Source organism: Plantactinospora sp. WMMB782 (genome assembly GCF_049179135.1).
GTDB lineage: Bacteria > Actinomycetota > Actinomycetes > Mycobacteriales > Micromonosporaceae > Plantactinospora.
The window spans coordinates 2,875,965-2,893,207 of sequence record NZ_JBMHMC010000007.1; the positions used below are offsets into that span (position 1 = coordinate 2,875,965).

19 protein-coding genes are annotated in these 17,243 nt (G+C 69.1%); 10 read left to right on the forward strand and 9 right to left on the reverse strand.

All coding sequences use genetic code 11. The features are described 5' to 3' along the window. Positions 1–741 carry an alpha/beta hydrolase gene (locus ACN28A_RS15190; protein ID WP_421395906.1) on the forward strand — a complete coding sequence of 247 codons (741 nt, stop codon included), beginning with the start codon at positions 1–3 and terminating at the stop codon, positions 739–741. Positions 742–768: 27 nt separating this feature from the next. Here ACN28A_RS15190 and ACN28A_RS15195 read toward each other — a convergent pair whose 3' ends face one another. Together ACN28A_RS15195 and ACN28A_RS15200 are read right to left on the reverse strand one after the other, a co-directional pair. Further along, positions 769–1,893 (reverse strand): IS630 family transposase, encoded by a 1,125-nt coding sequence (locus tag ACN28A_RS15195; RefSeq protein ID WP_421393574.1) that lies wholly within the window; start codon positions 1,891–1,893, stop codon positions 769–771. A 148-nt stretch (positions 1,894–2,041) separates the two neighbouring features. Beyond that, complete coding sequence (locus ACN28A_RS15200; protein ID WP_421395908.1) at positions 2,042–2,905, reverse strand: CPBP family intramembrane glutamic endopeptidase; 864 nt, start codon at positions 2,903–2,905, stop codon at positions 2,042–2,044. A gap of 560 nt (positions 2,906–3,465) precedes the next feature. On the opposite strand from ACN28A_RS15200, the gene ACN28A_RS15205 reads away from it, so the two are divergent. Continuing rightward, positions 3,466–4,368 (forward strand): LysR family transcriptional regulator, encoded by a 903-nt coding sequence (locus ACN28A_RS15205; protein WP_421395910.1) that lies wholly within the window; start codon positions 3,466–3,468, stop codon positions 4,366–4,368. Positions 4,369–4,451: 83 nt separating this feature from the next. On the opposite strand, the gene ACN28A_RS15210 is transcribed toward ACN28A_RS15205, so the two are convergent. The 4 genes from ACN28A_RS15210 to ACN28A_RS15225 form a co-directional block, all read right to left on the reverse strand. Then, positions 4,452–4,844 carry a PPOX class F420-dependent oxidoreductase gene (locus ACN28A_RS15210; RefSeq protein ID WP_421395912.1) on the reverse strand — a complete coding sequence of 131 codons (393 nt, stop codon included), beginning with the start codon at positions 4,842–4,844 and terminating at the stop codon, positions 4,452–4,454. Positions 4,845–4,912: 68 nt separating this feature from the next. Beyond that, entirely contained in the window at positions 4,913–5,749 is an 837-nt protein-coding gene (locus ACN28A_RS15215; RefSeq protein ID WP_421395913.1) for an SDR family oxidoreductase, read from the reverse strand. Between the two features lie 250 nt (positions 5,750–5,999). After that, a complete protein-coding gene (locus tag ACN28A_RS15220) occupies positions 6,000–7,229 on the reverse strand; it encodes a serine hydrolase domain-containing protein (protein WP_421395915.1) in 1,230 nt (409 codons plus the stop codon). Between the two features lie 275 nt (positions 7,230–7,504). Then, entirely contained in the window at positions 7,505–8,080 is a 576-nt protein-coding gene (locus ACN28A_RS15225) for a TetR/AcrR family transcriptional regulator (RefSeq protein WP_421395917.1), read from the reverse strand. A gap of 83 nt (positions 8,081–8,163) precedes the next feature. On the opposite strand from ACN28A_RS15225, the gene ACN28A_RS15230 reads away from it, so the two are divergent. Further along, positions 8,164–8,979, forward strand: coding sequence for an SGNH/GDSL hydrolase family protein (locus ACN28A_RS15230; protein WP_421395918.1), 816 nt, complete (start codon positions 8,164–8,166; stop codon positions 8,977–8,979). Positions 8,980–9,241: 262 nt separating this feature from the next. Next, positions 9,242–9,961 (forward strand): VOC family protein, encoded by a 720-nt coding sequence (locus ACN28A_RS15235; RefSeq protein ID WP_421395920.1) that lies wholly within the window; start codon positions 9,242–9,244, stop codon positions 9,959–9,961. 104 nt (positions 9,962–10,065) lie between these two features. Here ACN28A_RS15235 and ACN28A_RS15240 read toward each other — a convergent pair whose 3' ends face one another. Beyond that, positions 10,066–10,725 carry a GOLPH3/VPS74 family protein gene (locus ACN28A_RS15240; protein WP_421395922.1) on the reverse strand — a complete coding sequence of 220 codons (660 nt, stop codon included), beginning with the start codon at positions 10,723–10,725 and terminating at the stop codon, positions 10,066–10,068. Positions 10,726–10,858: 133 nt separating this feature from the next. Between ACN28A_RS15240 and ACN28A_RS15245 the strand changes: the two genes are divergently transcribed. Both ACN28A_RS15245 and ACN28A_RS15250 read left to right on the forward strand, forming a co-directional pair. Beyond that, positions 10,859–11,983: an IS630 family transposase gene (locus ACN28A_RS15245; RefSeq protein WP_421393574.1), complete on the forward strand. Its 1,125-nt coding sequence runs from the start codon at positions 10,859–10,861 to the stop codon at positions 11,981–11,983. A gap of 304 nt (positions 11,984–12,287) precedes the next feature. After that, positions 12,288–12,812 carry a hypothetical protein gene (locus tag ACN28A_RS15250; RefSeq protein WP_421395924.1) on the forward strand — a complete coding sequence of 175 codons (525 nt, stop codon included), beginning with the start codon at positions 12,288–12,290 and terminating at the stop codon, positions 12,810–12,812. 179 nt (positions 12,813–12,991) lie between these two features. On the opposite strand, the gene ACN28A_RS15255 is transcribed toward ACN28A_RS15250, so the two are convergent. Both ACN28A_RS15255 and ACN28A_RS15260 read right to left on the reverse strand, forming a co-directional pair. Beyond that, positions 12,992–13,183: a DUF397 domain-containing protein gene (locus ACN28A_RS15255; protein ID WP_421395925.1), complete on the reverse strand. Its 192-nt coding sequence runs from the start codon at positions 13,181–13,183 to the stop codon at positions 12,992–12,994. Then, complete coding sequence (locus tag ACN28A_RS15260; protein ID WP_421395927.1) at positions 13,143–13,961, reverse strand: helix-turn-helix domain-containing protein; 819 nt, start codon at positions 13,959–13,961, stop codon at positions 13,143–13,145. The genes ACN28A_RS15255 and ACN28A_RS15260 overlap by 41 nt, the downstream gene beginning before the upstream one ends. Positions 13,962–14,535: 574 nt before the next feature. Here ACN28A_RS15260 and ACN28A_RS15265 point away from each other — a divergent pair. From ACN28A_RS15265 to ACN28A_RS15280, 4 genes are all read left to right on the forward strand, one after another. Continuing rightward, positions 14,536–14,817: a flavin reductase gene (locus ACN28A_RS15265; protein ID WP_421395928.1), complete on the forward strand. Its 282-nt coding sequence runs from the start codon at positions 14,536–14,538 to the stop codon at positions 14,815–14,817. A gap of 162 nt (positions 14,818–14,979) precedes the next feature. Then, positions 14,980–15,516 carry a hypothetical protein gene (locus tag ACN28A_RS15270; protein WP_421395929.1) on the forward strand — a complete coding sequence of 179 codons (537 nt, stop codon included), beginning with the start codon at positions 14,980–14,982 and terminating at the stop codon, positions 15,514–15,516. A gap of 59 nt (positions 15,517–15,575) precedes the next feature. Further along, positions 15,576–16,118: a hypothetical protein gene (locus ACN28A_RS15275; RefSeq protein WP_421395931.1), complete on the forward strand. Its 543-nt coding sequence runs from the start codon at positions 15,576–15,578 to the stop codon at positions 16,116–16,118. Positions 16,119–16,140: 22 nt separating this feature from the next. Further along, positions 16,141–17,202, forward strand: coding sequence for a hypothetical protein (locus ACN28A_RS15280; RefSeq protein WP_421395933.1), 1,062 nt, complete (start codon positions 16,141–16,143; stop codon positions 17,200–17,202). Positions 17,203–17,243 lie beyond the last annotated feature (41 nt).

The following is a 17,243-nucleotide window of genomic DNA, read 5'->3' on the forward strand; positions in this document are numbered from 1 at the left end:
ATGCGATTCACCACCGAGCAGCGCCTCGACGACGGCGTCCTCGAACGCGAATTCACCCTCGGCGAGATCCCCGGCATCCTGTGGACGCCCGGATCCGCATGCGCCTCCACACCGGTCCCGCTGATCCTGCTCGGCCACCCCCCGCTCGGACTGCCCAGGATGTACCCCCGCCTGGTGGCGCGGGCCCGGCGCGCCGCGGCGGAGGGCTTCGCCGCGGCCACCATCGAGCTTCCCGGCAGCGGGGACCGGCCCCGTTGGGCCGCCGTCGAGCAGGCCCGCGCCGACCTGCGCCGGGCGCTGGAGGCCGGCGAGCCGGTCAGCGACGAGATCGTCGACGCCCTCGTCCTCCCGCTCGTCGACCGGGCGGTCCCGGAATCGCGGGCCGCCCTGGACGCCCTGCTGTCGCTGCCCGAGTTAGGCGGCCCGGTCGGGTACTCGGGGGGCGTGATCTCCGTCGGCATCCGGCTCGCGGTGGTCGAGCCGCGCATCGTGGCCGCCGGCCTCTTCGCCGGGAGTCTCGTGCCGCGCGCCATGTTCGAGGAGGCCCGCCAGGTCACCATTCCGCTGCATGTCCTGCTGCAGTGGGATGACGAGGGAAACGACCGGCAGGCGGCCCTGGACCTGTTCGACGCCTTCGGCTCCAGGGAGAAGACGCTGCACGCCAACATGGGCGGACACACCGGTGTCCCGCAGTTCGCCGGGGAGGACGCGGCCGGGTTCTTCGCCCGGCATCTCCGCTAGTGCTGTGACCGGAAACGTTGGCCGGTTTCAGGCCGCCGCCTTGGCGGGGGTCTGACCCCAGCGGCGTTGTCGTTCGGAGCGGATCCGGGCTCGTTCGCGGCGTTGGGCGGCGAGGACGTCGGGGTGGCGGGCGTTGGCGTTGCGCCAGCGCAGGTAGTTGTGCAGGGCTTGGGTCGCGACGGGATGGTTGGGGTGGTTCGACCCGGCCACGACGAACATCCGCAGCGGTCCGAAGTGCGCCTCGATCGGGTTCGCCCACGACGAGTACGTCGGGGTGAAGCACAACTCGACCCGGTTGCGGGCCGCCCACTGCCGGATCTTGACGCCGCGATGTGCGGAGAGGTTGTCCAGGATGACGTAGACCGGCGCGCCGTCAGGGCGGGCGGCCCGGATGCTCTTGAGCGCTGCCAGGGTGTTCGCTGCGGACTTCCGCCGGCGCACGACACCCCAGAGGGTGTCGTCGCCGACGCTGTAGCAGGCGTGGAACTGCCGGACCCCGTGCAGCTTGTGGTAGTTGCCGGGGAGCCGGTCCGGATGCCCGGCCTGGGTCCAGGACGCGCCAGCGTGTGGCCGGATCGTCAACGGCCCGAACTCGTCGAAGGCGAAGACCCGGTCCGGGAACGCCGTGGTCACCGCCTCGATCCGGGCGAGTTTCGCCTCAGCGTTCGGGTCGTTGGTCTCCTTCCACGTCTTCGTCCGCTGGAAGGTGATGTCGTGGCGGTGCAGGAACTCCCGCAGCCGTTCCCGGCCCACGAGCACCCGGCGCTGGCCGTGGTTGTGAGCCAGGTAGTCCGCGAGTTTGCGCAGGCTCCACCGGGTGAACGGCTGGCCGAGCCCTTGCGGTCTGGTCTTGGCCGTCGCGACGATGAACGCTTCGTCGTCCTCACTGATTCGGCGGGGACGGCCACCCGCCCACCGAGGGTCCAGGCAGGCCAGGCCCATTTCGTTGAACCGGTGGATCACCTCACGGACCGCGTCCTCGTCCCCCTGGACCAAGCGGGCGATTGCCGGGACGGTGTTCCCGCTGGCCGAAGCCATGATCACCATCGCCCGACGCAACCGGATCGCAGACCCGGTCCCACGCCGCACGATCTGCTGTAGTCGCCGGCCCTCATCATCACTGAGCCGACGAGCCCGGACAGGTTCTGCCATCCCGACAGCCTGAACCCTCCACCAGCCACCACCACGACCATCGACCGGCGTGTCACCCAACCCGGCCAACGTTTCCGGTCACAGCACTAGCAAGCGCCGGCGGGCCGCTGCCGTAACGGGATGAGCACGCCGTCGACGTCGAGGAAGATCAGCGGTCGGGGCACGGCCGAACCGTACCGTCAGGATCGTCAGCCGTGGCCCGAGCCCGCCGCTCGCGCAGCCAGACCAGCACCACCATGGCGACGTTGACGGCGCCGAGGATGAGCAGGGACGCGTCGCCGGTGTCGGTGGACCGGTCGATCGCGAAGCCCTCGCCGTCCGCCATCACCGTGTTGACGGTCGTGAACAGGACGTTGTTGGCGACGTGGAAGGCGACCGGCGCCTCGATACCCCGGCTGATGATCGCCATCAGGCCGGTGCTGATCCCGATCAGGGTGTAGTAGCCGAACAGCCAGGGGTCGGCCGACCCGTGGACCACGGCGAAGCCCAGGCTGGAGACCACGAGCCCGACGACCAGGGCCGGGCGAACCGCCCGCACCCAGGACGCGGCGGCGGGCAGCACGGCGCCGCGGAACATCAGCTCCTCGCCGACGGCCTGGATCGGGGTGCTCAGCAGGACGACCACCAGCATGGCGACCGTCGTGCCGGTGACACCGAAGGCGGTCCAGCCCGGGGAGTCGGGCGCGACCAGTGCCACGACACCGATCCCGGCGCCGACCAGCAGCGCCGCTCCGATCAGGTAGTAGCTCAGGCGGCGCGCGTCGAAGGCTCGTGGTGAGCTGATCAGGCTGCGCCACGGCACCTTGGCGATCCATACCAGGAGCAGGATCGCCAGTACGCCCGCCGTGCCCACACTCAGGTTGACGGCCAGGAACTTCAACGGCGTGAAGGTGGCGGCCATCGGGTCGTCGCTGTTCTCGACGACGCCGACGAGCAGGTAGAGCAGCACCTGGAGGAGCAACATCGCCAGTGGCGGCACGACGATGACCACGAGCGGCTTCCACCAGCTCATCCGCAGGTGGGCGCCGAACGGTCGGGAACTGTCGACGGCTGGTCGGGAACCCGCCTGCGTCCGGGGACCCGAACTGGCCACGGCAGGAGCGCTCGGGTGACCCGCCGTGTCTCGGGGCCCATCGGATCTTGGGGCGTCCATCGGGAGAGGTCCTTTCGGGGCTCGAACCGGTGGCTGGGCTCACCGGCGGACAACGCTCCGTTGGCGGGAGCACATCGAGCCGTCGGATGGCAGCGTCGTTCGGTGTGACGACCGGGGTGGTGGACATGCCCGTCCATTGCAGCGCTCGGCGAGCCGTCCGGGCAGTGCCACCACGTCACCGATTCGCCATGACATCCGGCGGGCAGACACGTGACGTACTGTCACTGGTCGCGCTTCCGAAGCTGGGTGTGGAGGGCGCCCCGGCCGCCGCCACAGAGGCAGATCCCGCACAGAATCCCAGCTCGAGAAGTCACCGACCGCACACGTGAAAAGACCCTGGGCGGCACCCCGTGAAGAACTGACCGATAACCTCTGGCGTTACGATCGATAATCCGGTTGTTATGGCGGTTGGGGTTCGGGTGGAGCTGCGCGACATAGAGATCTTCCTGACGCTCGCCGAGGAGTTGCACTTCGGGCGTACCGCGCAGCGGCTGCATGTCTCGCAGGCGCGGGTCAGTCAGGCGATCAAGGCGCAGGAGCGCCGCATCGGGGCCGCGTTGTTCGAGCGCACGAGCCGGGCGGTGGCGCTGACCCCGGTCGGCGAGCAGTTGCGCGACGACCTGCGGGCTGGCTACGACACGATCCAGACCGGTCTCGCGAAAGCGCTGGAGTCGGCGCGTGGTGTCAGCGGAACCGTCCGGATGGGCGTGATGGGGGCGGTCGGTCACGAGATCCGCGACTTCATTGATCTGTTCCGCAGCCGTTGTCACGACTGCAACGTCGCACTACGCGAGATCCACTTCAGTGATCCGTTCACGGCCTTGCGGGCGGGGGAGCTGGACCTGGCCCTGCTGTGGCGGCCGGTGCGGGAGCCGGACCTGGTCGAGGGGCCGGTGCTGTTGACCGAGGGGCGGGTGCTGGCCGTGTGGACCGGGCACGAACTCGCCAACCGGGCGTCCGTGTCGATGGAGGACCTTGCCGGGCGGGTGCTCGTCGATCTCGGCCCGAACCTGCCGGACTACTGGGCCGAGGCAATGGTGCCCACGAGGACAGCCGGCGGCCAGCCGATCCTGCGGGGCCCCCGCGTCACGACGTTCCACGAGGTGCTGACCCAGGTAGCCGCAGGGAAGTGCCTGACCCCGCTGAACGAGCATGTGTTGCGGTACTACTCACATCCGGGCGTGGTGTTCATTCCGATCCACGACGCGCCCGTCACCGAGTGGGTCCTGGTGTGGCGTGAGGACGGGGCCTCGCCACGGGTGCGGAGCTTCGTCGAGACGGCCGCGCAACTCGGTCCACGCGCCTTCGGCAGACCCAGGTAGTTACATCGGAGGACCAGGGTCCGCCCGGACACCCGGTCGGGGTCAACGGCCGGCGTCGTCGAACGATCTTTCTTGTCGGGGTCTCACACCGTACGGCTCGCTCGCGGCCCGTCCAGTCCCCAAGAAACGATCTTGTCAGGTGAGATCTGGATGATCTCGCGGGAGAGGTGCGGCAGAGGCGGCTCGTGGTCCGTCAGTGCCACCGCCGTGCCCCGAATCTCGATGCCTCGGGGCGTCCACGGATCGACCGCCACCAGGTCGTCCACGACGAACGCGACGGTGCTGCCCCGCTGAACGTTCCGGAACTTCTTCGTCGAGCCCAGCGCACCCCCGCCGATGATGATCATGTCGGCGCTGGGAGCGACGAAGAAATTCGTCGGGTTGTTCTGCACCTGTCCACCGGGTGAGACGGTGGCCAGGCGCCCAATGCGTTGCGTGGCCAAATAGGTGAGTTCGTTGGCGGTGAACATGCTCATTGACACTCCGATGGTTGGTGCAGGTGGCCGGTGGTACGAGGACGACAGCCGGTTGGTAGGACCGACCGTCAGCCCGCCTCGGTGCCAGGAGCCGGGATGGCCTTCTCCGCGGCGCGGCTGACCTGTTCCCAGCTCGCCCAGGTATCCATGCGTCGCCGGGAGATGTCGAAAGCGACGTCGTACACCATGCTGCCCAACAGCAGCCGCAGCGGCGGGTCCTCGCTGTCGACAAGCTTCATCAGCGCCTCGGCCGCCAGCCGGGGATCGCTGTCGATCGATCCTTCTGCCCACTGCTTGGCCAACTCCTCGCGCAGCGAGTCGTACGCCGGATCCGGGCTGGTCGCCGTGCTGCTGGTGTACAGGTCCGTCCAGTAGCCTCCCGGCTGGACGATGGTGACCTTGACGCCGAACCCGGCGGCTTCGGCGGCCAACGCCTCGCTCATGCCCTCCAAGGCGAACTTGCTCGCGCTGTAGAGCCCCGTGCTGGGGAAGCCGCCGAGGGCGCCGATGCTGGAGATCTGCACGAGGTGTCCGCTGCCCTGGGCCCGTAGCCGGGGCAGGACGGCCTGGCTGACCCAGAGCGCGCCGAAGAAATTCAGCTCCAGTTGGGCCCGGGCCTCCGTCTCGGTGAACTCCTCCACCATCCCGGTGAACAGCGCCCCGGCGTTGTTCACCACGATGTCGAGTCGGCCGAAGTGCGCGACCGCCCGATCGACCACGTCGAAGACCGCCGAACGGTCCGTGACGTCGAGACGCACTGCGAGCAGTTGGCTCGGGTGTCGGGCGGTGAGGTCGTCCAGCGGCGACACATCACGCGCCACGCCGACCACCCGGTCACCGGCGGCGAGCGCGGCCTCGGTGAAGGCGCGGCCAAGGCCACGGCTGGCCCCGGTGATGAACCACACCCGAGACGCCGCAGCGGTTCGCGGTGTGGGTTCGTCCTGATCGGTAGGGATGGCGGACACAGGCGTGTGCTCCTCTGAACTCAAGCAACGGATGAATGTTGGTGGTCATACCTTCTGCTTCCTGACTATCCGTGACAAACAGCTTTCACCGCGGGATGTCGACGGTGGCTCCGCCAGGGGACTCACGATCGCCCCGACAGCCGTGCGGAGCAGCCGCACGACGATCCGCGGGCGCGGCGCTGGTCCGGCGTCAGTCGTCGATTGCCTGGTAGAGCGTGGTCCAGAAGTCGTGGATGGCATGCGCCGGATCTGGGACGGACATTCCCACCTGGGTGAGCAGGATGCCGACCAGCTGCTTGTCCGGGTCGGCGTAGGCCGAGGTGCCGGTTCCGCCGTCCCAGCCGAACTGGCCGACGGGGGCGTAGTCGCCGCGATAGGTTCGCACCGCCATCCCGAAGCCCCAGCCGCCGTGTTGCCCCTGGCCGTGCGAGACGTGGACGCTGTCGCGGGCCATGGCGGTACGGACGGCCTGCTGCTCGGGCGTCAGCCGGTTGGTGGTCATCAGCTGCACGGCGGGCCGGGACAGGATGCGCTCACCGTTGTGCGTTCCGCCGTTGAGCAGCATCCGGAAGTACGTGTGATAGTCGTCGACGGTGGAGACCAGCCCGCTGCCGCCGGACTGGAACGCCGGAGGCTGGCTGTACTGCCCACCTGCCGCCTCGTCCCACACGATGAAATCGCCGGTCTGCGGATCGGGCGCATAGCTGGGTGGCAGCCGGTCGATCTTGTCGGAGGGCACGTGGAATCCGGTGTCCTTCATTCCCAGCGGGTCGAGGACGCGTTCACGCAGGAACGTCTCGAACGACCGGCCGGTGACCCTGGCGACGAGCACGCCGAGGACGTCGTGGCTGATGTGGTACTGCCAGCGCTCTCCCGGCTGGTACATCAGCGGAAGCGTGCCAAGGCGGCGCATCCACTCGTCCGGCTCGGAATAATCCGTCATGTTCTGTGGATATATCCCCTGCTCGAAAAGCGCGCCGATGATCGGCGTACCCAGCGCCGTCAGATCCATCCCGAGCCCGAACGTGGAGGTCAGCAGATCCCGTACGGTGATCGGCCTCCGCGCCGGCACGGTGTCGGCCAGCGGGCCGTCCACCCGCGTCAGCACCCGCCGGTCGGCCAGTTCCGGCAGCCACTGCTCGACCGTGTCGTCCAGACGCAGCCGGCACTCGTCCACCAGGACCATCGCCGCCGCCATGGCGACCGGCTTGGAGGTGGACGCCATCCGGAAGATCGTGTTCCGGCGCATCGGCCCGCCGCCCTCATGGCGCATCGTCCCGATCTCTTCGACGTGCGTCTGCGCGCCCCGGGCCACCAGAGCCACCAGACCGGGAATCCTCTTCGACTCGACGTGCCGGGCCAGCACGTCGCGCATCCTGCCCAGCCCTGACCTGGTGAAGCCGCCGTCGCGGTTATCCATCACGAATCTCCTACCTCAGTATTCGATCTTGCGAGACCCGTCTCGACGCGGCGCTCGTGGCAGCCGCGGCTCAGGGTCGGGTCGGGGACTTTCTCTGCCGCAAAAAGGAGGCCGTCCCGGCATCCGGCACGGCTGGCCGTTCGAGGTCCCCAGAATTCCTGGAGGTGGTGGCGGCGATCAACGACGGATACCGCAACGACCCATAATCCGACGGTTATCAGGTCCGGTACGGAATTCACCACCGGCGGTGATGGTGGGCCCCTGCGGCGGCGGGATTACACCAGTGGGTGGACGGCGGCCCGGGCCAACGCCTCGGCGGTGGCGCGCGGGGCGGCGGCTGCGGCCGGTCCCTGGGCGTAGTAGCGCAGGAACGCCTCGTGGAAGCACGCGCCGATCAGCAGGGACGCGGTTGCGTCCGGGTCCGCGGCGGGGTCGATGCGTTCGAGGGCCTGTTCGGCCCGGAGGTAGTTGGCGAAGACGGCGACCGCCTTGTCGGGGCCGCCGCCGTGGCGGTCCATCGCCACCCGGTGTGCCGCCATGCGCTTCGGGTCGGCGAGGAGTGCGCTCAGCATCGGAATCGACTGCTGGTAGAACTCCAGGACCGCGTGCGCGAGTTCGGCGAGGTTGTCCTCGACGTTGCCGATGCCTGGCCGGACCGAGACCCGGGACAGGCCGGGAAGTCTCTCCCTGAGGACGGCGAGCAGCAGTCGCTCCTTGTCGTCGAAGTACTTGTAGAGCGTGGGTTCCGAGACCTTCGACGCCTGTGCGATCTCCTTGGTGGTGGCAAGTGCGACTCCGCGTGTCCGGAGGATCTGCTCGGCCGCGTCGAGGATCCGTTCCCGGGTGCTCATGTCGTGCCGGTCTTCCTGGTTGACAGGTTAGTGATCACTAGCCCAGTATGGGGGTTAGTAGTCACTAACCCCTGGGGGCACACATGCGCCTCACCGTCCGCAGCGGCATCGTCATCGCCGCGTGCCTGCTGCTCGTCGGCGTACTCGGCGCCGCAGGCACCGTCGTGTACCTCGCCTTCGGCCGGCCGCCCGCCAATCCACCAGCCGAAGCCTGCGCCGACGGTCGCAAGCCGGACGCCCGTCCCACCGTCGTCGCGGCCGGCTCCAGCTCGACCCAGGGCAGGCTCGGCGCGGACTGGGTGGGTGCACTTCGCGAACGGCCCGAACACCGCGAGTACGAGTTCGTCAACGCCGGCGTCAACGGCGACACCAGCGCCGACCTGCGCGGGCGGGTCGACGCGGACATCGTCGCGTGCCGCCCCACCGCGGTCATGATCCTGATCGGCGGCAACGACGTGCGCGATGGCGTACCGCTGGATCAGTACCGGGAAAACCTCGACGCGATCGTCGACCGGGTCAAGTCCCGCACCACCGCCCGGATCGCACTGCTGTCCCTGCCGCCGCTGGGCGAGGACCTGGACGCCGCCCTCAACCGGAAACTCACCGCGTACAACACCGTGATCAGAGAGACCGCGGCCCGTGCCCAGGCCGACTACCTGCCCGTACACGAGCAACTCGCCGACCTCCTGAGGCAGCGCGGCGGCGACCCCGCACCATACGACTTCAGCTTCCTGCTGGCCTTCGGCGCAGCGGCCCAGCACTACCTGTTCGGCCGAAGCTGGGACGAGGTCTCCGACAACGGCGGGCGCGAACTGCACGTCGACCACATCCACCTCAACGACCGGGGCGGCGCGATCATCACCGAACTCGCCGCTCGATGGCTGACCACCGGCAACTGAGCTCGCACGCCCTCCGGCAGTTCCGGCCGCCGACCGGCACCGGAGACCGGCCACCGAGGGGGACAGGTCGAGCTGTGGCGGCGTGCGCGGAATGCGGGATCGGGTGCCTGATCCTGGCGAGCCGTATGGCAGGCAGGAAGGCATCGTCGACGACTCGGCCCGGCGGCGTTGCGTTCCCGGTCATCAGGCGATCGGATGGCCGAAGACGACGATCGGTTATTTCCATGTGCGACGGACACCCTGTGACGCCTAGGAAGGAGGCATGACCAACGAGGTGACCGTTCCCCTGCTGCCGTGCGCATCCATTGACGACATCGAAACCTTCTACGGAGTTCTCGGTTTCCGCACCACGTACAAGCAGCGCAAGCCGAACCCGTGTGTCGGGGTGCAGCGGGAAGACCTGCAACTACAGTTCTTCGAGATCGCCGGATTCGACCCGGAGCAGTCCTACGGCTCGTGCCTGGTAATCACCCCGGACATCGAGGGGCTGCACCGGGCATTCGCCGCCGGCATGCGCGCCGCGTACGGCAGGGTACTGGTCTCCGGAACGCCGCGGATGACCCGGCCCAGGGCGCGGAAGAACGCCGACGGGGTGGGCGGGTTCAGCGTCATCGACCCGGGCGGCAACTGGATCCGCGTCTTCCGGAACGCCGCCACCGCGCCCGTGCCGGCCAGCACGCCTGCCGGGCGGCTGGGCAAGGCCCTGGCGAATGCCGTCGTGCAGGCCGATTCCAGGGGAAACGCCGGACAGGCCGTTCGGATCCTCGACAGCGCGTTGGCCCGCCCGCAAGCCGACGACGACCCGGTCGAGCAGGTAGAGGTCCTGGTCTACCGCGCCGAACTCGCGATGGTGCTGCACGATCCGAAGACCGCTGCCGAGATGCTGGCCCGCGCCGGGTCCGTCACGCTCACCGGAGACGAATCCGAAAGAGCGGCATCCGCCTTCGACAACGCCGCCGAACTCGCCGCAGCACTGCGCTGACCCGCCATACGATCGCCGGGCGCGGGCCGGCACCGGAGCCGTCCACCGGGCGTGACGGTTTCGGTTGGTGGCGGCCGGCACGGACGGTGGCTGGGATACCCGCTTCAACCTCCCGCGCCGGCAGCGGCTGCCGCTGCTGCCGAGGCCGTCCGGGCGTCGTCGATGATCCTCTGGATCGCGTTCGCCGCCCACACCGATCGCCGGAACTCGGCGAAGCGGTCGCGCACCTGCATGGGTCGTAGATCCGGCAGGACGTGCCGTTCCCAGCTCAGTGCGCTGACCAGGCCACACAGCGCGGCCGTCCGGGCGTCGACCCGGTCCGATCGCGTCGCGGCCGAGCGTATCTGCTGGCGGGCGTCGGTCTTGGCCGGTGGTTCCGAGCCGTCCCGGGTGGGATATCGGGTACGGGGAACCACCTTCAACACCTTGTCGGTCTCGCGCCGGAGTGTGCCTGCGTCGACGAGTTGGCTCAGCACGGTCGACCGTACGTCCCTGGTGAGCCGGATGATCCAGTCTCTGGGCCCGCGTCGCCGGCGGTCGTGCCGGAGCTGGTGGAGCGCGGAGTCCGTCAGCCGGACACCGGTGGGCGCCGGGTCCGTGACGACGACGTACTTGCCGACAACGTCGATGCGTCCTGCCAGGGCCAGATCCGTGAGCAGCGCGCCGGCCAGGCCGTAGTCGAGGTGCCTGTCGGTGCCTCTGGGCACGCCGTCGTTGTCGTAGGCGAGCAACGCGATCAACTCGGCAAGGGACACGTCGGCCATGTCCGAACCGTAGCCAGGGGAGCCAACAACCCGCGCACTTGAGCTAGTGCTGTGACCGGAAACGTTGGCCGGGTTGGGTGACACGCCGGTCGATGGTCGTGGTGGTGGCTGGTGGAGGGTTCAGGCTGTCGGGATGGCAGAACCTGTCCGGGCTCGTCGGCTCAGTGATGATGAGGGCCGGCGACTACAGCAGATCGTGCGGCGTGGGACCGGGTCTGCGATCCGGTTGCGTCGGGCGATGGTGATCATGGCTTCGGCCAGCGGGAACACCGTCCCGGCAATCGCCCGCTTGGTCCAGGGGGACGAGGACGCGGTCCGTGAGGTGATCCACCGGTTCAACGAAATGGGCCTGGCCTGCCTGGACCCTCGGTGGGCGGGTGGCCGTCCCCGCCGAATCAGTGAGGACGACGAAGCGTTCATCGTCGCGACGGCCAAGACCAGACCGCAAGGGCTCGGCCAGCCGTTCACCCGGTGGAGCCTGCGCAAACTCGCGGACTACCTGGCTCACAACCACGGCCAGCGCCGGGTGCTCGTGGGCCGGGAACGGCTGCGGGAGTTCCTGCACCGCCACGACATCACCTTCCAGCGGACGAAGACGTGGAAGGAGACCAACGACCCGAACGCTGAGGCGAAACTCGCCCGGATCGAGGCGGTGACCACGGCGTTCCCGGACCGGGTCTTCGCCTTCGACGAGTTCGGGCCGTTGACGATCCGGCCACACGCTGGCGCGTCCTGGACCCAGGCCGGGCATCCGGACCGGCTCCCCGGCAACTACCACAAGCTGCACGGGGTCCGGCAGTTCCACGCCTGCTACAGCGTCGGCGACGACACCCTCTGGGGTGTCGTGCGCCGGCGGAAGTCCGCAGCGAACACCCTGGCAGCGCTCAAGAGCATCCGGGCCGCCCGCCCTGACGGCGCGCCGGTCTACGTCATCCTGGACAACCTCTCCGCACATCGCGGCGTCAAGATCCGGCAGTGGGCGGCCCGCAACCGGGTCGAGTTGTGCTTCACCCCGACGTACTCGTCGTGGGCGAACCCGATCGAGGCGCACTTCGGACCGCTGCGGATGTTCGTCGTGGCCGGGTCGAACCACCCCAACCATCCCGTCGCGACCCAAGCCCTGCACAACTACCTGCGCTGGCGCAACGCCAACGCCCGCCACCCCGACGTCCTCGCCGCCCAACGCCGCGAACGAGCCCGGATCCGCTCCGAACGACAACGCCGCTGGGGTCAGACCCCCGCCAAGGCGGCGGCCTGAAACCGGCCAACGTTTCCGGTCACAGCACTAGGCGCCGCTCGTCGTGGTCGCCAGGTTCGGAGATCGCGGTACGCCGAGTCGAGGAGGGTTTCCGACGGGAAGCCGGATTCAGCGCGCGTCCAATTGTCCTCCAGTTGGCCTGCTTAGCGTCGCCATATCGTCGCCCGTTCGTCGTCGGCCATCGTGACCGTGACCGACCCAGGGACGAAGGGGCATCAAAGCCATGGAGGTACACGCTATGCACACCAGTCGTCCCAGAAAGCTCCTCCGGCAGTTCGTCGTGGCAGTCACTGCGGTGGTCGCCGTGACGGCATTCACGGCCGGTCCCGCGTCCGCGATCTCGCCGACGTCGTCGGAATCTGCGCCGGGGACCGGCAGCCTGACCGTGGCCGGGCTGGCGGCCGAGGGTCTGACGGCCAAGGGCCTGGCGCCGTCCGGGAGCGGCACGGCGGTGCACCTGCTGTCGCAGTCGGACGGCACCGCTCGTGGCGGGCTCGCGGTGGCGGCCACGACCTGCACGGTCAGCATCAGTCCCCCGGTCAGGGCCGGGGCGGCATCGGTGGCCGTGGACTACTCGGTCCATTGTGACCAGGAGGTGATCAGCATCCGCGGCATCATCGGGATCTTCCGTGGCAACGAGACCACACCGCTGGGCAACACCATCGACCAGTTCGACCTGGGGCGCTTCGGCGGCGGCTTCCAGATCCAGCGCGGCTGCGCCACCGGCAACCTCTACGCCCTGATGCGGGTGGTCGTGAACTTCAAGACCGGCTCGCCGACGACGATCGACCGCACCTTCGCCGGACCGGCGGCCCCCATCACCTGCTGATCATGGTACGCGTTGGGGTCGGCGCCAGATCCGGCGCCGGCCCCACGCCTGTGGGCGTCCCCACCGGTCCCGCCACCGGGTTGCCGCTGCGTCAGCCGATCGGAAGATCGAGGCGGGCTGGACCGGTTCGGCGGAGCCCGGTTGCCACTGGGAGGGCAGGCCGCCGGGACGGGCCAGGGTCAGTTGTGTTCGCTGGCGAGGGTGACGAAGGCATGCCAGGTGTCAGGGGTAAAGGTCAGCACCGGTCCGTGCGGGTCCTTGCTGTCCCGCACGAGGACCCGGCCAGGGAGGTTGTCGGCGACCTCCACACAGTTTCCGCCGTTCTGACCGCTACGGCTGGACCTCCGCCAGTTCGGACACTGGGTCGTCATAGTCGTTCACCAACCTCAGGATCAGGTCCCTCGACTGCTCGCACGGGAGGGCGACCGCAGCTATAGCCTGCCACGTCCGTTCGAGTCCAGTCACGCGAGACGGTTCCACTATCACCCGGTCTTCATAGAAGTCGTCCAGGAGAGCAGCAGTGTCACCCTCCTCCTGGGTCGCCAGGCTGAACGACCCGCTGCGGCCGGCGTGCAGGCCGGCGGTGTCGGGGACGACGTGGACGAAGATGTTCGGCCGGGCGCTGGTGTCGGCCAGGTGCTGGAGCTGCTCCTTGGCGATCTCGGCCGGGCCGCACCGGAGGGCGGCGGCGTCGACTATGAAGGCGAAGGTGGGCCGGTCCGCCCGGTCGAGGATGGCGGCCTGGCGTTCCATCCGGCTGGCGACCCGGGCCGCCACCTCCTCGTCGGAGAGCATTCCGGTGCTGGCGAAGACCGCCCGCGCGTACGCCTCGGTCTGCAACAGGCCCGGAATCAGGGTCGCCTGGAAATAGCGGAGGATCACGGCCGTCTCCTCCAGGTCCCGCCAGGGACGGAACCAGCTCGGGGTCGGCCGCCGGTTCTTCCTGGCCTCGGTGGACAGTTTCTGGATCTCGTCCCCGGACTCGAAGAACGCGTCCAAAGCTGCCGCCGTGTCCTGCTTCGGCGAGAGGCGGCTCGTCTCGAACGCCGCGATCAGCGACTTGCTGACCTGCACCGCATCGGCCACCTGGTCCTGGGTGACGCCTCGTTCGGCCCGTAGTCCCTTGAGCCTTGTCGGAAGATTACCCATGTTCAGTGCCTTTCAGTAACCGGCTGTGTTTCGGAATATCCGTTGTTACTGCCCGCCGATTATCTTCCGTCATCGTCCGGTCACAGTCCAGGGTGGATTCAAGCGAAGAAACGATGCGGCAGGTCGGGACGGCCGGAATTGAGATGTCTCCGGTTGACACGAGTCTGATCGAGTTCCGTCAAGGGGATACAGGGCAGGAGTCGCGCGCAGTTCCGGTCTTCCGCCCGTTCACTTTCCAGGAGGTACCAGATGCGTTCTCGACGAGTACGGGGAATTCACCGGCGGGATTGGCGGCGGCTGTGGCGGTACTGCCGTTGCGGACTCCGTTGGCGCTGTCCGGACGCCCACCCGCTGACGGCGGCACCGCCGAGACCCTGGGAGCCGCCGCTGGTTCCGACGCCGACGACGACACCGACACCATCCCGCCGGCCGACCAACCGACGAGCCGGGCTGGACAGCCAGGCCAACAGCCAGGCCAACAGCCGGGCCAACAGTCGGGCCAACAGTCGGGCCGGCAACGTCAGGCCGGACCGGCGGCAGCAGCCGGCTCGGCTGCCGCAGCGGGCGTGAGGCGGTGATCGGTCCGTCGCGGCGGTGGCACCGCTTCGCCGACCGGCGGCGACGCAGGACCGGCAGCCACCTTCCGGAACATCCGTCGTACCGCTGCCGCGACTGCGGGAACCCCTGGCCCTGCGCTCCGGCGCGGCTCGCCCTGCTTGTCGGCTTCCGGGGCGACCGGATCGGCCTGCTGGTGTACCTCGCCGGACACCTGGCCCGTGCCCTGGAGGAACTGCCCGACACGCACCCCGCACTGATCGCCGGCCAGATCCTGCACTGGGTGCCCCGGCGTCACTGACCGGCCCCATCGGCCGAGCCAGGCCCGACCCCTCCCTGGTCAGGTCTGGACCAGTCGGAACGCGCGACGGAAAAGGAGCTGGTACTCACATTCGTCTTTGACGCGCCGAACCTTAGCCCACTTATCATGTCAAATGTCCGGTTTTAGCATATAGTTGCTGCCGTGAAGTCGTTGTTCGCTCCGTTCGGCGTCGCCCTGACCCTGGTCGGTGTCGTGGCGCCCATCGAAGGGGTGCCTCCACCCCGGACGGTTCAACTGGCCCTGACCGTCGGGGTCGACATCACGGTGCCGGCCTCGGTCAACCTCGGCACCGGCTTCGTCGGTGGCGTGCTGACCGGGCAGTTGGGCACGGTCGAGGTGCGCGACCGGCGGGGTCAGGTGAACCCGAACACCTGGGTCGCCACGGTGAGTGCGAGCGTGTTCGTCACCGGGGCCGGCGGGCCGCAACGAACCATCGCCAACGGGCAGGTCTCGTACTGGTCCGGGCCGGCGGTCCGCAGCACCGGCGGCGGCACGCTGGTCCCGGGGCAGCTGACCGCGGCCCAGGCGGTGCAGCTCAACGTGACCCGGCAGGCGTTCCGCAAGACCGCCGGGAACGGCAACAACACGGTGTCCTGGAGGCCAACGATCCGGATCGCGATCCCGTCCGGCATCGTCGCGGGCACGTACACCGGAACTATTACCCACTCTGTAGCCTAAAGAGTTATATGTCCGCTTATCTGCCTCCGCGGGGTCCTCGGGTCGTTACGTTCGCACGCATGAGGAAACCACTTCTTACCCTGTCCGCCGCCGCGGCCGCCGTGCTGGCCCTGGCCGCGCCCGCCGCAGCCGCGCCGTCCGGGGACACCATCGTGACGTTCACCGTCTCGACCGCCAACCTGGACATCACGGTGCCGCCGTCGGTGAACCTCGGCGCCGTGTTCGCCGGCTCCACGGTGATCGGCCAGCTCGGCAACGTCACGGTCACGGACAGCCGCTCGGCACTGAGCGCGACCTGGACCGCCACGGTCAGCAGCACCGCGTTCACCACCGGCGAGGGCAGCCCCGAAGAGACCATCCTGCCGAACCTGGTGGAGTACTGGTCCGGCCCGGCGGTATCCACCACCGGCACCGGAACCTTCGTGCCGGGCCAGCCGACCTCCGCCGACGCGGTGGCCCTCAACCTGCCGCGTACGGCGTTCAGCAAGACCTCCGGCAGCGGAAACAACTCCGCGACCTGGAACCCGACGATCCGCATCACCATCCCCAACGACGCGGTCGGCGGCACCTACACGGGGGTGATCACCCATTCGGTGGCATGACATTCGCCGGGCTCTCGCCCCGGTGGTAGCACTCGCGGTCACCGCCGGGGCGGCAGCCGTGCCCGGCTCCGCACACGCCGCACTCCGGGAACCGGACCGGGTGGAGGCGGCTGCGCCGGCCCCGGACCGGGACCCCCGGCGGGACGGCCCCCGGCCGCACCCGTCGGGCAGCCGACCCCCGGAGGGGGTGCCCGCGGCCGTCGGCGTACGCCTGCTCGACGCCCCGCTGAACCGGCGTGACGACACCCGCGCACACAAGTACATCGTGGACCACGTGAACCCCGGCACCACCATCCGGCGGCGCATCGTGGTGGCGAACGCGTCGCAAGTGGAGCGCGACGTCGAGATCTACCCCGCCGCGGCGGAAGTCTCCGGCAAGGGCTTCGGCTACGGTCCCGGCCGGACCGAGAACGAACTGGTCAGCTGGATCCGGGTCGACCAGACCCAGGCCGAGCTCGGCCCGGACGACGAGACCACGGTCTGGGTCACGATCCGGGTCCCGGAGGCGGCCGAAGCCGGTGAGCGCTATGCGGTCGTGTGGGCCGAAACCGCCGGTGGCGACGGGCACATGGTGAAGCAGGTCGCCCGCGCCGGCATCCGCGTCTACCTGTCGGTGGGACCGGGCGGCGAACCGCCCTCCGGCTTCCAGATCGCGTCGCCCACCGGCAGCCGCGACCGCGACGGCATCCCGGTCGTGACCGCCGAGGTGCAGAACACCGGCCGGCGCGCCCTGGACCTGACCGGTGAGCTGTGGCTCAGCGACGGACCCGGCGGGCTGTCGGTGGGACCGGTCCGGGCCGAGGCGAGAACGCTTCCGCTCGACGGCCGGACGACGATCCGGATCGCGTTGGACCGCAGACTGCCCGACGGCCCCTGGCAGGCCCGACTCGCGCTGGCCAGCGGCTGGACCAAACGCACCGTCACCGGCGAGATCAACTTCGGCACCGCCCGGCCAGCCGCCACCAGAGCGGACCGCTCCGATCTGGTGCTCACCACCGGGGCGGCCGGGTCGGTGCTGATCCTGCTGCTCTTCATCCTCTACACCTACCGTCGCCGCACCCGGCAACCCGTGCCGATCAACTAGCCCCAGGTCGACACCAACCCTCCGCCAGGGCCGCCGTGGCC

What these genes read in the sequence shown, in the direction of transcription:
- ACN28A_RS15190 (WP_421395906.1), top strand. Translation starts at nt 1, where the DNA reads ATGCGATTCACCACCGAGCAGCGCCTCGACGACGGCGTCCTCGAACGC.
- ACN28A_RS15195 (WP_421393574.1), bottom strand. Translation starts at nt 1,893, where the DNA reads ATGGCAGAACCTGTCCGGGCTCGTCGGCTCAGTGATGATGAGGGCCGG.
- ACN28A_RS15200 (WP_421395908.1), bottom strand. Translation starts at nt 2,905, where the DNA reads ATGAGCTGGTGGAAGCCGCTCGTGGTCATCGTCGTGCCGCCACTGGCG.
- ACN28A_RS15210 (WP_421395912.1), bottom strand. Translation starts at nt 4,844, where the DNA reads ATGAGCATGTTCACCGCCAACGAACTCACCTATTTGGCCACGCAACGC.
- ACN28A_RS15220 (WP_421395915.1), bottom strand. Translation starts at nt 7,229, where the DNA reads ATGGATAACCGCGACGGCGGCTTCACCAGGTCAGGGCTGGGCAGGATG.
- ACN28A_RS15225 (WP_421395917.1), bottom strand. Translation starts at nt 8,080, where the DNA reads ATGAGCACCCGGGAACGGATCCTCGACGCGGCCGAGCAGATCCTCCGG.
- ACN28A_RS15230 (WP_421395918.1), top strand. Translation starts at nt 8,164, where the DNA reads ATGCGCCTCACCGTCCGCAGCGGCATCGTCATCGCCGCGTGCCTGCTG.
- ACN28A_RS15235 (WP_421395920.1), top strand. Translation starts at nt 9,242, where the DNA reads ATGACCAACGAGGTGACCGTTCCCCTGCTGCCGTGCGCATCCATTGAC.
- ACN28A_RS15240 (WP_421395922.1), bottom strand. Translation starts at nt 10,725, where the DNA reads ATGGCCGACGTGTCCCTTGCCGAGTTGATCGCGTTGCTCGCCTACGAC.
- ACN28A_RS15245 (WP_421393574.1), top strand. Translation starts at nt 10,859, where the DNA reads ATGGCAGAACCTGTCCGGGCTCGTCGGCTCAGTGATGATGAGGGCCGG.
- ACN28A_RS15255 (WP_421395925.1), bottom strand. Translation starts at nt 13,183, where the DNA reads ATGACGACCCAGTGTCCGAACTGGCGGAGGTCCAGCCGTAGCGGTCAG.
- ACN28A_RS15260 (WP_421395927.1), bottom strand. Translation starts at nt 13,961, where the DNA reads ATGGGTAATCTTCCGACAAGGCTCAAGGGACTACGGGCCGAACGAGGC.
- ACN28A_RS15275 (WP_421395931.1), top strand. Translation starts at nt 15,576, where the DNA reads ATGAGGAAACCACTTCTTACCCTGTCCGCCGCCGCGGCCGCCGTGCTG.